Raw genomic sequence first — 14,858 nt, forward strand, 5'->3', positions numbered from 1 at the left:
TTTCCTGTTTTTTTATCTCTCAAATCCATGTTTGAGATCTAATTCATTCATACATTTGAAATGTCCCTTAGGGCACTGTTTATAACCAATTTTTGAACAAGGCCTGCAGTTTATATTATTATTCTCAAGAACATGATATTTAGTCTGATAAGGATACATTCCGAATTGTGGAACTGTATTACCCCAGATAGAATAGATCTCTTTTTTGAAGGCAGATGCTATATGCATCAATCCGGTATCGTGGCTTATTACAAATTTTGATTGTTGAAGGAAAGAAGCTGACTGGTTTAAGGAAAGTTGTCCGCTCAGATTTATAACCTGAAATGGCAAAGCTTTGCATGCTTCAGCAACAGAATCTCCTGTTGATTTATCCTCTTTCCCTCCTAAAAGAACAATTGGCATATTTTGCAAAGAGCATGCTTCAATAAGTTTTTGAAGTGGAAGTCTTTTGGTCGCATGTTGTGCACCTATCGCAAACGCTATGTACTTATCAGGCTCTAGCCCATAGTTTGGAAGGTTTACCTTGTCTTTGGATGGAATGAAATAATCAAGTCCTTTTGCATCATTGACTACACCTAATTTTTTAAGCGTTGCCATATACCTGTCAACTATGTGAAGGGAAGGCAATACATTAACTTTTAGATTGACCAGTAACCATTTTTTGAGGTTGAGTTTATCAAAAGTAAAAGATTTTTTTCCTAGTCTCCATTTAATGACTGATGTGCGAAGGTTGTTATGAAGATCAATGATATAATCATAGTTTTCTCTCTTCAGCTCATCTATCAGGTTGTTTAACGATTTATCAAGGTAAAAAACCTTGTCTATATAGGGATTGTCTTCAAAAAGAATTCTGAATTGACTTTTGGTGCAGTAATGTACCTCTGCCCCGGAAAGTTGTTGCTTTAAATTTCTTACAACAGGGGTCGTAAGCACTATATCGCCTATAGATGAAAATCGTAAAACCAGTACTTTAGGCATTAGTTGAAATCTTAGAGATGCTTTTCTTTTTGTTGAAATATTCTTCTGCTTCCTGCACACTTAGGGCATTAAAAGTCATTTCTTTCGTCAGGCCCGCTTTTCTTCCCACATGTACTCCATAATGCATATCCAGATATCCTTCCATTTCATGTGCATCAGGATTAATGCTGATCATGATACCTTTTTCCAATGCATATCTCACCCATTTCCATTCCATATCCAGTCTTCTCGGATGTGCATTGATTTCAATGATTACATTGTTCTCTGCACAGGCATCAATTACTTTCTTATGATCTATCGGATAACCTTCTCTTTTAAGTAATAGTCTGCCTGTCGGATGCCCGAGCATTGTTGTATAAGGGTTCTCGATAGCTTTAATAAGTCTTTCAGTTGCTTTGGCTTTATCCATTTTCAGGTTGGAATGGATAGAGGCAACAATAAAATCAAAAGATGCTAAAACGGAATCTTCATAATCGAGGCTACCATCATTCAGGATGTCTGACTCTATACCTTTAAATATCTTGAATGGTGCTAATTTTTTATTCAGCGCATCAATCTCTGCATGCTGTTCTGTAATACGGAACTCTTGAAGTCCATTGGCATAAAAAGCAGATTTGGAGTGGTCGCTTATTCCTAGGTATTCAAATCCAAGCTCCTTGCAATACTGAGCCATTTGTTCAAGAGTATGAACACCGTCACTATAGGTGCTATGATTATGTAGCGAACCTTTAAGGTCTTTGTATGTGATGAGCTCCGGGAGTTTGTTTTCTCTGGCTTTTTCTATTTCATCATATCCTTCACGAAGTTCAGGAACGATAAATGGAAAATTCAAGTGGGTGAAAATCTCCTGTTCGTTTTTAAAATCTTTGGAAGTCAAAAGTTGGAATAGATTGGAAGAATTTCCAAGGTCCGTTTTAAGATGTGATGAAGATGCAGAGTTAAGATATACAAAATTGCCGAAACGCCCTTCAGGACAGATTTTTATTTCAACCTTTAGCTCGGTTAAAAGATCTTTGCCTCGCCAAACAAATGGTCCTGATGCCTTTATATTTTGCTCAAGTGTTTTTATTCCGCTAACTGCATCAAATACTTTTTTCGGCTGGTTTTCACCGACTATTAGTTGGATTGTATCAAGCGTTTCAGCCTTTCTTTGAATATCTCCGGCAAGGGATACTTTCAGGTCTAATGAAGAAAGGTCTTTTTCAAGCTTCAAAGCAGTAGCTTCCGCTTCGGCAAACATCCACCTGTCTTTATGGGCAGAAGCAAAAAGTAGCTCCTTCTTTATGCTTTCCTGGGTTTTTTCACCGAAGCCTTTCAGGCTGGCAATTTTATTTTCATTGCAGGCATCGAGTAGTGCTTCAGTGGAAACGATATCAAGTTCTTTCCAGATGCTTCGTACTTTTTTAGGGCCGATTCCTTTTATATTTAAAATATCAATGACACCTTTAGGAGTTTGCGCCAATAAAGATGATAATTCGGGAAAAGTACCTGTAGCATTCAAATCCTGAATTTTTCCGGCGATACTTTTTCCGACCCCTTCTAGAGAAGCAAGTTCTTCTAATGAAAGTCCGGCTAAATCACCGGAGATTTTGTCAAGATTATATACCGCATTTTGATATGTTCTGATCTTGAAAGGATTTTCCTCATGAAGCTCCATTAATGAAGCTGTGAGTTTGAAGATGTTGATAATTTCCTGATTGCCCATTAATTCAAAATTAAAATAAAAATGAGGAGAAACCAATGAAGGTTTACGCACATAAATGTTTTTAAAGGAATTAGGGTTCCATCCGAAAGATTTTCTTTTGGGTTTAAAGGAAAAGGTTAATTTTGAGAGGAAATTTGTGAACTAAAAATGAATCACTGGCTAGTAAAATCAGAACCATTTAAGTATCCTTTCGAACAGCTTCAAAAGGATAAATCAACTTTCTGGGACGGGGTTAGAAATTATCAGGCTCGTAACAATTTGAAAGCCATGAAAAAAGGAGATCTTGTCCTTTTTTATCACAGCAATGAAGGAAAGGAAGTGGTAGGGATAGCAAAAGTGCTGAAGGAATCGTATCAGGACCCGACAACAGATGATGCCAATTGGGTGGTAGTAGACCTGGGCCCTCACAAAAAGCTGAAGAGTCCTGTTACCCTTGAGACAATAAAGGCAGATAAAATACTGGGAAACATGAGCTTAGTGAAACAGTCAAGGCTTTCTGTAACGCCCGTAAAGAAAGAAGAGTTTGACAGAATTCTTGAATTATCCGAGAAATAAAAATCCTATAATTTTTCGAATAAAATCAGTTCATTGCTATCTTTGAAAAATTTTTAAATGGAAAAAAGACTCATCATCGGTACCGAACATCTTTCAATAACGATCGACAGACTTTGTCATCAGTTGATTGAACTTCACGGTGATTTTTCCAACTCTGTTATTCTTGGTATACAGCCAAGAGGTGTCAGCTTTTCCGAACGTATTCAAAGAAAACTTCAAGACATCCTTCAAAAAGATGTAAAGCTTGGCTATCTGGATGTTACTTTCTTCCGTGATGATTTCAGAAGAAAGGATAATCCTTTAAAAGCCAATGCTACCAAAGTTCCATTTCTGATTGAGGATAAAAACGTAATTCTTGTAGATGATGTACTTTATACAGGAAGGACTATCCGTGCAGCTATGGATGCCATGACGGCTTTTGGCAGACCGAGGAAAGTTGAATTACTGGTACTGGTAGACAGAAAATACAGCAGAGATCTTCCAATTCAGCCTAATTACATCGGTGTAGAAGTTGATTGCCTCGAATCCGAAAAAGTATTGGTTGAACTGAAGGAAGAAGGATTGAAAGACGATAATATTTGGTTGATTAATAAAACCTAACAATGCAGCATTTAAGTGTTAAACACCTTCTTGGAATCAAAGACCTCACCAGAGAGGACATTAATTTAATTTTAGATACTGCGGAAAATTTTAAAGAAGTAATTAACCGGCCTATCAAAAAAGTTCCTTCTCTGAGGGATATCACTATTGCCAATATATTTTTCGAAAATTCTACCAGGACAAGATTATCTTTTGAGCTTGCCGAAAAAAGATTATCAGCAGATGTCATAAATTTTTCATCATCATCTAGTTCTGTAAAGAAAGGCGAAACATTACTGGACACCGTCAATAACATCCTTGCGATGAAGGTGGATATGATAGTGATGAGACACAGCAGCGTAGGTTCTCCTCATTATCTTTCAAAGCATATCAAAGCAAAGATTGTCAATGCCGGGGATGGAACTCATGAGCACCCTACTCAGGCTTTGCTTGACGCATTTACGATAAAAGAAAAATTCGGTCATGTTGAGGGAAAGAAGGTTTGTATTTTCGGAGATATCCTGCATTCAAGAGTAGCACTTTCAAATATTTTTGCATTACAGAAATTAGGAGCTGAAGTAATGGTTTGTGGTCCAATCACACTTCTTCCAAAATATATCAAAGACCTTAATGTAAAAGTAGAACTGGATCTTAAGAAAGCATTGGAGTGGTGCGATGTTGCAAACGTTCTGAGAATTCAGCTTGAAAGACAGACAATCAAATATTTCCCTTCACTAAGGGAGTATTCTTTATATTATGGAATCAATAAATCTTTGTTGGATTCTCTTAACAAAGAAATAATGATTATGCACCCTGGACCTATTAACAGAGGAGTGGAGTTGTCAAGTGATGTTGCAGATTCGCATCATTCGGTGATCCTGAACCAGGTAGAAAACGGAGTGGCAGTAAGAATGGCAGTGCTTTATCTGCTGGCTGGCGCTACAGAGTAATAAAGCTGAACGCGTAAAGCTTAAAGCAAAAGTGAAATAAAAGGTTTACCTTTAACATAATAGCTGATTTTCCTGGAAGAAGAAAATAGCAATAGGTTTAGCAACTGCAACAAACTATCTATTCGAAATTATTTGAAAGGCACCTCTATTTATCTTGAACGAACATTATCCTCTCAAGAGTTTGAAGATGCCTTCTTAAAGAAAAATAAAGAAATCTTGAAATTAGGGCTTCTTTATCAGGGACCTAGAGGGAAAAAGCCAATTCTTAAAACTTGATACCTAAAACTTTTAACTTTCCACTTTTTACTTTAAGCTTTCCGCCTTCGCTTTAAGCTTTCCCCAAACTTAACTTCCCTAATCTTTGTTTAAATACGGGTCAGGAATTTTGTTTCAAAGATCTTATTTCTAATTTTGACAAAGGCAAACTTTAAGTTTTTATGTACTACTCTTCAATTATTCAGGCGATAGGAAATACTCCCTTGGTGAAACTAAATAAAGTAACCAAAGGGATAAAAGGGACAATACTCGTTAAAGTCGAATATTTTAATCCCGGAAATTCTGTAAAAGACAGAATGGCTTTAAAAATGGTTGAAGATGCAGAAAAAGCAGGTATTCTAAAACCAGGAGGAACCATTATAGAAGGAACTTCGGGAAACACAGGAATGGGACTTGCACTGGCTGCTATTGCAAAAGGCTACAAGTGTATTTTTACCACTACTGATAAGCAGTCAAAAGAGAAGGTAGATGTATTGCGTGCGCTAGGTGCAGAGGTTATTATTTGCCCTACAAACGTAGCTCCTTCTGATCCGAGATCATATTATTGTGTTGCCGCAAAATTGAATAAAGAAATACCGAATTCATTTTATCCGAATCAATACGATAACCTTTCTAACACAGCTGCTCATTATGAAACAACTGGGCCTGAAATCTGGAGTCAGACAGAAGGAAAGGTAACGCATTTTGCTGCTGGTGTAGGAACTGGTGGGACGATGTGCGGAGTTTCTAAATTCCTAAAGGAAAAGAATTCATCAATCAAATCAATAGGAATTGACACTTATGGTTCTGTTTTTAAAAAATACAAAGAAACTGGAGTGTTTGATGAAAATGAAATTTTCCCATATGGAACAGAAGGTATAGGCGAAGACATCCTTCCAAAAAACGTTGACTTTAGTCTGATCGATCAGTTTATTAAAGTTACGGATAAGGACGCAGCTGTAATGACAAGAAAACTAGCAAGAGAAGAAGGTCTGTTTGTCGGATGGTCCAGCGGTTCTGCAGTGTTTGGGGCCTTGGAGTATGCAAGAGAGCATTTTACCGATAATGATGTAATGGTGGTTATCCTTCCTGATCATGGTACGAGGTATCTTGCGAAGATTTACAATGATGTGTGGATGAAAGATCATGGATATCTTGAAAGCCGCAGTTTTGCTACTGCAAAAGACATTATTGCAGAGCAGAAAAACGGAAAGCTGATTACTATAGCGAAAAGCGATAAAGTAGGGGAGGCTGTGAAGATACTTAACGGAAAAGGAATCTCTCAGATCCCTGTAACAGATGGCGATGCTTTTGTAGGAAGTCTTACAGATTCTAAAGTGTTGAAGAAACTAATTGAAAATCCAGGTCTGAAAGATCTTACAGTAGGAGAGGTAATGGAAGCACCATTCACTTTTGTAGGGCTGGATAATACTATAGACGTACTTTCATCCTTAATAACAAAAGAGAACACCGCCCTTCTGGTTCGTGACGAAAGGAATGATGTGAGAATTATCACTCAGGCAGATTTGCTTTCTGCTATGGCGAGATAGATTTCTCAAATAAATCTAAGATTATGAAAATGCTGAATTATGAAGAGATTAATTCTTTTCATAATTCAGCATTTTTTATGAAGAAAAGAATGAGGCTCTGCTAAAGAAAAGTATTTAAGACAGCCAATAATATTGTTTTTTTATTATTTTTGAATGACCCAATTAGGACGTTTACTCTTTCTGTCCGGTCATTTCAGACATTTTAATTTTTTTATAACGTATTAATCTTCCTGTTCAATGAGTCAACTTAAGAAATTAGAGAAGTTACTGGTTGCCAATCGTGGTGAAATTGCTATCCGTGTTTTACGCGCTGCATCTGAGTTAAAGATAAAAACCGTAGCTATTTATACCTATGAGGATCGTTATTCTTTACATCGTTATAAAGCGGATGAAGCATATCAGATCGGAAGGGATAATGAGCCCCTTAAACCCTACCTTGACATTGAACAAATTATTCAACTTGCAAAGAGACATAGTGTAGATGCCATACATCCGGGCTACGGCTTTTTGTCTGAAAATGTAAATCTTGCAAGGAGATGTAAAGAAGAAGGAATCATCTTTATTGGTCCTGAACCTGAGGTAATGGAAGCGCTGGGTGATAAGGTTTCAGCAAAGGAAATCGCAATCAGCGCAGGTGTGCCGATCATTGAAGACAGTAAGGAAGGTTTGTTATCTCTTGATATAGCCAGAAAAGAAGCACATCGCATTGGTTATCCCTTAATGATGAAGGCTGCCGCTGGTGGAGGTGGAAGAGGGATGCGCGTTATCCGTGATGAAAGTCAGCTTGAAAGAGCATATAATGAAGCCAGAGCCGAAGCTATGAAAGCTTTTGGGGATGATACAGTCTTTCTTGAAAAGTTTATAGACAGGCCGAAGCATATTGAAGTTCAGCTCATGGGAGACAACCATGGGAATATTGTGCACTTGTATGAAAGAGATTGTTCTGTACAAAGAAGGTTTCAAAAAGTTGTAGAGGTCGCTCCCTGTCCTGTTTTGAAAGAGGAAACGAAACAACAGATCTATAATTATGCGCTTACAATTGCAAGGCATGTAAAGTATAATAATGTCGGTACTGTTGAGTTTCTGGTAGATCAGGATGAAAAAGTTTATTTTATAGAAGTAAACCCTCGTATTCAGGTTGAGCATACAATTACTGAAGAAATAACAGGAATAGATATAGTCCGCTCTCAGATTCTGATTGCCAAAGGACACAAGTTATCAGATACTTGTATCTATATATCCAGGCAGGAAGATGTTAAGTGCAATGGTTTCGCGATTCAGTGCCGTGTGACAACCGAAGACCCTGCTAATGGGTTTAAACCAGATTATGGTACTATTATAGCTTACAGAAATGCAGCAGGTTTTGGTATTCGTCTTGATGAAGGCAGTTCCTATCCGGGAGTAAAAATTTCTCCTTTTTTTGATTCTCTATTGGTGAAAGTTTCAGCATCCGGAAGGACCATGTGGGGAGCGTGCGAGCGCTTGAACCGTACGCTTCGAGAATTCAGAATAAGAGGCGTAAAAACAAACATAGGATTTTTAGAGAATGTTATTTCTCATCCTGAATTTATCAAAGGTCATGCAACTGTAAAGTTTATAGAAGAACATCCTGAATTGCTGAACATCAAAAATATTCAGGATAGAGGAACAAAGACACTTAAGTTTCTTTCCAATGTCATTGTGAATGGGAATCCGGATGTTAAGAATGTGGATGAAAAGAGAACATTCAGAACTCCGCAAATACCATTTTATGAGAAATACAGTCCATATCCTGACGGTACTAAGCAGATACTGACGAACAATGGTCCGCAGGGGCTTGTCAATTGGCTGAAAGATCAAAAAGCTATTCAGATTACCGATACAACTTTTAGAGACGCACATCAGTCTTTATTAGCAACAAGGGTGCGTACCAAAAACATGGTAGAGGTTGCAGAAAGTTTTGCTAAAAATCATCCTCAGGTCTTTTCAATGGAAGTATGGGGAGGAGCGACATTTGATGTAGCTATGAGGTTCCTTCATGAAGATCCTTGGCAAAGACTGCAGCTAATCCGGGAAGCGGTTCCAAATATTCTGCTTCAAATGCTGATCAGAGGTTCCAATGCCGTGGGATATAAAGCATATCCTGATAATCTGATTGAGAAATTTATTGAGAAAACCTGGGAGAATGGAGTAGACATCTTTAGAATTTTCGACTCGCTCAATTGGGTTGAAGCCATGAAGGTAAGTATAAAGGCTGTGAAAGAGAGAACAGGCGGTATTGCCGAAGCAGCGGTTTGTTATTCCGGCGATATTCTTGATCCGGAAAATAAGAAGTATACTTTGCAGTATTACCTTGATATGGCAAGGCAGCTTGAAGATCTGGGTGCACATATTCTGTGCATTAAAGATATGGCTGGTCTGTTAAAGCCTTATTCCGCAGAATTGCTTATTAAAGAACTAAAAAAAGCTGTCAGCATTCCGATACATCTTCATACACATGATACCTCGGCTATTCAGGCAGCAACTTACCTTAAGGCAGTGGAGGCAGGTGTTGACATCATTGATGTGGCGATAGCGTCCATGTCAGGTCTAACTTCTCAGCCAAACTTCAACTCAATAGTAACTATGTTGAAAGGCCATGAACGTGAGCTTAAGTTTAACATGCCTGCACTAAATCAGTACTCGAGCTATTGGGAAGATGTCAGAGAGTTTTATTATCCTTTTGAATCAGATCTGAAAGCAGGTACTGCTGAGGTATATGAGAATGAAATTCCAGGCGGACAGTATTCAAACCTTAGACCTCAGGCAGAATCATTGGGTTTGGGAGAGAAGTTCGAAAAAGTAAAGCAAAATTATGCCTTGGTCAACAAGATGTTCGGTGATATTATAAAAGTAACACCAAGCTCCAAAGTTGTAGGTGATATGGCTTTATTCATGACATCCAATAATCTGACAGAAAAAGACATAATGGAAAGAGGCCAGTACCTGTCTTTCCCTGAGTCAGTAGTAAGTTTATTTAAGGGAGAAATAGGACAGGCCTATGGTGGATTTCCTGAGAAGCTTCAGTCTATTATTCTTAAAGGAGAAAAGCCATTTACAGAGAGGCCAAATGATCATTTAGCCCCTGTAGATTTTGAAAAGGAGTTTGAAGCATTTCAGCAGCAGTTTGGAAATACAGCAAGTTTCCTTGATTTCCTTAGTTATAAGATGTATCCTAAAGTTTTCGAAGGGTATGCAAAACATAGGGAACAATATGGTGATGTCAGTAACATACCGACACTTGCTTTTTTCTATGGACTAAAAAACAATCAGGAGATTCTTGTAAAGCTGGGCAAGGGTAAGACAATCATTGTAAAAATGATGTACTGCTCTGCAGCCGATGAAAACGGCATGAGAACTGTATTCTTTGAACTCAACGGGCAGACCAGAAATGTTCAGGTAAAGGATAATACAATTAAAGTATCAAGACCAACAAATAAGAAAGTTGAGACAACCAAACAGGTAGGAGCTCCATTACAGGGCAAAATTGGCCAGGTTATGGTTAAGGTTGGAGATTCAGTCCGAGAGAACGCACCTCTATTTGTGGTTGAGGCTATGAAAATGGAGACTACCATTACTTCAAAGATGGATGGAAAAATTAAAAGCGTTATCCTTCCTGAAGGGACAATGGTTGAACAAGATGATATGGTTATAGAACTAGAATAGCAGAATTGAATGATTTTTAAACAAAAAAGCAATGAATTATATTAAAGGACTTAAATAACTACAGACTTATGAAAAGAATAGTGGTATTAATTTTTTTAATTTCATTTTTCGCATTTTCGTGTTCATCCGGACACAGGAGTCAGACCTGGGCTCCCAAAAGCGGTAAAAAAATGAAGGGCGGACATAACAGGAGGTAACATTATGGTTATGCTTTTTATGGAAATCTTTAAATACCCCGCATGAGGGGTATTTTTTTTTGAAATTCATTCACCTAAATCTATTTTTCTCACTGGATTTTTACGTCGAATCAGGAGCTCAGAACTAAAAAAAATATTTCTCCTAAACTTTAAATTGTAAACTCCAGAAAAACAGTATCCTATCAAAAGTTGATTTCAAACTCAAATCAGAGTTAATTTGTTGAAATTCCAGAGACGGAAGTACTCAAAATGGAGGTAAAAAAACACCCGTAAATTCTATTGGCTTAGTGATTACAATACTTTATATTTACTAAATGAAGAAAATTATCATAGCAATAGATGGATACTCTGCTTGTGGTAAAAGCACTACGGCTAAGATAGTTGCTTCCAAATTAGGATATGCCTATATCGATACGGGGGCTATGTACAGAGCAACTACCCTGTATTTTCACGAGCACTATGTGAATATTACCGATCCGAAAGCGATCCATAAGGCGCTTGAGAATATCCACATCACTTTTGTCTTTAATCCTAAAACAAACAGGAGCGAAACTTATTTGAATGGTTTAAATGTGGAAGATGAAATCCGTAAAATGTATATTTCTGAAAATGTAAGCGAAGTAAGCGCTATCAAAGAAGTAAGGAAATACATGGTTGCGCTTCAGCAAAAGATGGGAAAAAAGAAAGGCCTGGTAATGGATGGAAGAGATATAGGAACCGCCGTTTTCCCAACTGCCGAATTAAAGATATTTATGCAAGCAGATATGTATGTTAGAGCATTTCGCCGTCAGCAAGAGTTATTGGAGAAAAAACAGGTAGTCGGAATTGAAGATATCATAGAAAATATTGCTAAGAGAGACCATCTTGATACTACAAGAGAAGAAGGCCCGTTGAAGAAAGCGGAAGAAGCTTATGTGCTGGATACTACCCACATGACTGTTGATGAGCAGGTTGATTTTGTGATCAATCTTTCTGTTGGAAAAATGATTGAAAGCCATAACTCGATTATAATTAGTTAATTAAATACATGAACGTTACGATAGATAAAAATTCAGGCTATTGTTTTGGAGTTGAATTTGCCATTCAGATGGCTGAGGATGAAATGGATCAGGGAGGTGAACTCTATTGCCTGGGAGATATCGTACACAATGCCATGGAGGTAGAGCGCCTTACTAAAAAAGGTCTGAAAGTAATTAACCGCGAACAGTTAAAAGAACTTCGCGATTGTAAAGTTCTTATCAGGGCTCATGGTGAACCTCCGGAAACCTATCAGCTTGCACTCAATAATAACATAGAATTAGTTGATGCTTCCTGCCCTGTGGTTTTAAAACTTCAAAACAGAGTCAAATCTGCATTTGACAAAATGGAAGAAGTGGAAGGCCAGATTGTTATTTACGGTCAGGAAGGGCACGCTGAAGTGGTAGGACTCACCGGACAAACTAAAGATAAAGCCATAGTTGTTACTAAAGAAGAGGATCTTGAAAAGATTGATTTTTCAAGACCAGTAACCCTGTTCAGTCAGACAACAAAAAGTACCAAAGGTTTTTATAGAATTTCTGCCCTTATCGAGGAGAAAATGAAGGAACAAAAGGGAGCAGAAGTAGTTAACTACGATTACAATGACAGCATTTGTCGTCAGGTTTCAAACAGAGAACCGCAGTTACAGAAGTTTTCGAAGGAACATGATGTAATAGTGTTTGTCAGCGGGAAAAAAAGCTCCAACGGCAAGGCCTTATATTCCGTATGCAAGGCTGAAAACGAGAAAAGCTATTTTGTGGAAAATGAACTTGAACTGGATCCCAACTGGTTTAAACCTTCTTATTCCGTAGGAATATGCGGAGCAACCTCAACCCCAATGTGGCTTATGGAAAATGTAGCCACCTTTATAAAAAATATATTCGCTGAGACAGGAACAGCTTCCTGACCTTATGAAAAAGTTTCTTAGATATTTCCTGCAGGGTTTACTATTTGTAATTCCCTTATTCTTTACAGTATATGTATTGGTAGTATTCATCAGATGGGTAGATAACTTTGTTCCATCGTTATTTGAGGCCCACCTCTTTCCCGGAATGGGCATAGTAATCGTTGTTTCATTTGTAACGATAGTAGGATATCTGGGATCAACCCTTATAGCAAAGCCTGCATTCACAGTTTTTGAAAACTTCCTCTATAAACTTCCTCTCATCAACCTTATCTATTCATCAACGAAAGATGTGGTCGGTGCTTTTGTAGGAGATAAGAAGAAGTTCAGCCAGCCTGTGATGGTCAGAGTGAATAAGGATTTTGATTTTTACAGATTAGGCTTTATAACACAGACTGATCTTAATATAATTAACCTGCCGGATAAAGTGGCAGTATATTTTCCTCATTCATATAATATCTCCGGTAACCTTTTTATAGTGCCGAAAGAACATATTACCATTGTTCAGGCACCGAGTTCGGAGATAATGAAGTTTGTCGTGTCTGGTGGGGTTTCTGGGTTCCATCATTGAGGAGGAAAACCAGTACAGATTGGAAGTTAATAAAGATTAAAACAGCTGAAAAAAGTTTTAAATGAAAAGCCCTCCATATTCATAAACGTGGAGGGCTTTTATACTTTTAGGTCAAACGTTGTTCTTCTACGACGTCTTCCCATCCTTTCTAAACTCTTTCCTTATTCCATTGATGAGATCTTCAGCTGTGATCAGATTTGAATTTCTGTTTAATGCCATCAGAGCGCAGTAACGAACAACGTTGATGATCGCACCTCCGGCCAGCTCATATTCAAAAGCTATTTTTTTAAGATTGACTTTTTCGCTTAACTCAAACTTGTCTGTAAAAGCACTTTCCCAAAGCTTTAATCTCAGCTCAGGGCTTGGCATTGGGAAGTAAATCATTGACTGAAAACGTCTCGAAAAAGCATCATCAATGTTTGATTTAAGGTTGGTAGCCAGAATTACAACTCCTGGGAAATCTTCTATTCTTTGTAAAAGGTATGATACTTCCTGGTTGGCATACCTGTCCTTGGCATCCTTTGTCTGAGTTCTTTTGCCAAATAATGCATCTGCTTCATCAAAGAATAATATCCAGTGCTTATTTTCAGCGAGGTCAAAGATATTTGCAAGGTTTTTCTCAGTTTCACCGATGTACTTGGAGACGACCATTGACAAGTCGATTCTGTAGACATCCAGTTTATTGGATTTGCCTATCAAAGATGCAGTAAGCGTTTTCCCTGTTCCGGGAGGTCCGTAGAATAAGGTTCTGTAGCCTCTCTTAATGGTTTTGCCAAGACCATAATTCATCAATAAATCATCGCCATGTCTGATCCAGGCTGTTATTTCATTGATCTCCTCAAGTACTTCAGGAGCAATGATCAAATCATCCCAATTCATCCCGGTCTTTAAAAGCGTTGCAGGAAAGGAACTGTTGAAATTTGGCTTGTACCCTGCCCCAGAAAGGATAAAGGAAAGTTGTTCCTGAGAAATTTTGACTTCGGTGTCTAAAAAAGAATCTTCAGATTCAGGTACGAAGCTGATGATATTGTCAAACCTCATTCTGGAAGAAGGTTTGAAGATGTCAATAGCTTTTAATCTAAGGTATAATTCATTTCCCGCAATTAGGAATATATATGTTTCTGCTGTGGGCAGAAACTTATTCGCCGGACTGATTTTTCCACCGAATTCGGTAAATATTCTTCCGTCAGAATTTTTAGTGAAAAAAGCATCCAGAATATTAGGCTTTAATTGTGGAGCTAAAGCAAGAAGTACCAATACCCTCTCACTAAAATTTAAATTGAAATGCTTTACAAAATTAACATAAAAGGAAGTTCTTTCTTCCAGCTCCGGTGGCTCGGGAAAACAAGTTTCAGCCCCAGACTCTCCTATATGTGCGCGAACCCTGTATTCTATAAACGATTTAAACCACATTAATTCCTTTTCAAGGACCTCACAATTCAATAATGTTTGTGGTTTGCTTTTTTCCGCAATGCTTGGAATACTCATAAAAGTGCTTTAAAAATTAGCTATACGCTGAACTCAAATAAATTTAATTAAAATATTACGAAAACTAAATCCATTAGTGAAAAATACCTTTCGGAATAGAAAATGGAATTAATTTCAACGGATATTGGCGTAAGTCCCCCTAAATAATTATTTTCAATTGTTATTTTTTTGATATTTAACTATTTCCAATGAAAATCCATAAGAAAAATACTCAACAAGTTTTTCAGGATAAAGCGAACTCACCTAAAGGATCGTCACCTGCTCAAATGGCGCCAGTCCATAAGATGGATGCTAAAGGTGATGAAGAACTTCAGATGAAAAGAAACCCTGTTCAAATGATGGAATCTCCTGAGGTGGAAGAAGAGGAAGTTCAGATGAAGAAAGGTCCGGTACAGATGATGGAATCGGGCGAGCAGGAAGAAGAA

General features: G+C 37.8%; 12 protein-coding genes. 9 read left to right on the forward strand and 3 right to left on the reverse strand.

All coding sequences use genetic code 11. The features are described from left to right. Nucleotides 1-12: 12 nt before the first annotated feature. Nucleotides 13-978, reverse strand: coding sequence for a glycosyltransferase family 9 protein (locus tag K350_RS0119995; protein WP_028981408.1), 966 nt, complete (start codon nt 976-978; stop codon nt 13-15). Further along, entirely contained in the window at nt 971-2,734 is a 1,764-nt protein-coding gene (locus K350_RS0120000) for a helix-hairpin-helix domain-containing protein (protein ID WP_342665059.1), read from the reverse strand. Before K350_RS0120000 ends, K350_RS0119995 begins: the two co-directional genes overlap by 8 nt. A 96-nt stretch (nt 2,735-2,830) precedes the next feature. Between K350_RS0120000 and K350_RS0120005 the strand changes: the two genes are divergently transcribed. The 8 genes from K350_RS0120005 (at nt 2,831) to K350_RS0120045 (ending at nt 12,945) form a co-directional block, all read left to right on the forward strand. Then, nucleotides 2,831-3,238 carry an EVE domain-containing protein gene (locus K350_RS0120005; protein ID WP_028981410.1) on the forward strand — a complete coding sequence of 136 codons (408 nt, stop codon included), beginning with the start codon at nt 2,831-2,833 and terminating at the stop codon, nt 3,236-3,238. 57 nt (nt 3,239-3,295) lie between these two features. Next, on the forward strand, nt 3,296-3,838 hold the full coding sequence (gene pyrR, locus K350_RS0120010; protein WP_028981411.1) for a bifunctional pyr operon transcriptional regulator/uracil phosphoribosyltransferase PyrR: 543 nt from the start codon (nt 3,296-3,298) through the stop codon (nt 3,836-3,838). A gap of 2 nt (nt 3,839-3,840) precedes the next feature. Continuing rightward, the gene (locus K350_RS0120015) at nt 3,841-4,767 is read left to right on the forward strand and encodes an aspartate carbamoyltransferase catalytic subunit (RefSeq protein WP_028981412.1); all 927 of its coding nucleotides are present in this window, start codon (nt 3,841-3,843) and stop codon (nt 4,765-4,767) included. A 437-nt stretch (nt 4,768-5,204) separates the two neighbouring features. Further along, nucleotides 5,205-6,572 (forward strand): cystathionine beta-synthase, encoded by a 1,368-nt coding sequence (locus K350_RS0120025; protein WP_028981413.1) that lies wholly within the window; start codon nt 5,205-5,207, stop codon nt 6,570-6,572. Nucleotides 6,573-6,809: 237 nt separating this feature from the next. After that, on the forward strand, nt 6,810-10,256 hold the full coding sequence (locus K350_RS0120030) for a pyruvate carboxylase (RefSeq protein WP_028981414.1): 3,447 nt from the start codon (nt 6,810-6,812) through the stop codon (nt 10,254-10,256). A 511-nt stretch (nt 10,257-10,767) separates the two neighbouring features. Further along, entirely contained in the window at nt 10,768-11,472 is a 705-nt protein-coding gene (gene cmk / locus K350_RS0120035) for a (d)CMP kinase (RefSeq protein WP_028981415.1), read from the forward strand. Nucleotides 11,473-11,480: 8 nt separating this feature from the next. Beyond that, the gene (locus tag K350_RS0120040) at nt 11,481-12,377 is read left to right on the forward strand and encodes a 4-hydroxy-3-methylbut-2-enyl diphosphate reductase (protein WP_028981416.1); all 897 of its coding nucleotides are present in this window, start codon (nt 11,481-11,483) and stop codon (nt 12,375-12,377) included. A 4-nt stretch (nt 12,378-12,381) separates the two neighbouring features. Next, nucleotides 12,382-12,945 carry a DUF502 domain-containing protein gene (locus K350_RS0120045; protein WP_028981417.1) on the forward strand — a complete coding sequence of 188 codons (564 nt, stop codon included), beginning with the start codon at nt 12,382-12,384 and terminating at the stop codon, nt 12,943-12,945. Between the two features lie 126 nt (nt 12,946-13,071). Here K350_RS0120045 and K350_RS0120050 read toward each other — a convergent pair whose 3' ends face one another. Then, nucleotides 13,072-14,433 (reverse strand): ATP-binding protein, encoded by a 1,362-nt coding sequence (locus K350_RS0120050; RefSeq protein ID WP_051313396.1) that lies wholly within the window; start codon nt 14,431-14,433, stop codon nt 13,072-13,074. Nucleotides 14,434-14,621: 188 nt separating this feature from the next. Here K350_RS0120050 and K350_RS32580 point away from each other — a divergent pair. Beyond that, a partial coding sequence (locus K350_RS32580) for a hypothetical protein (RefSeq protein WP_028981419.1) occupies nt 14,622-14,858 on the forward strand: 237 nt, incomplete at its 3' end.

Origin of the sequence: Sporocytophaga myxococcoides DSM 11118 (genome assembly GCF_000426725.1) — a bacterium.
GTDB classification, from domain to species: domain Bacteria; phylum Bacteroidota; class Bacteroidia; order Cytophagales; family Cytophagaceae; genus Sporocytophaga; species Sporocytophaga myxococcoides.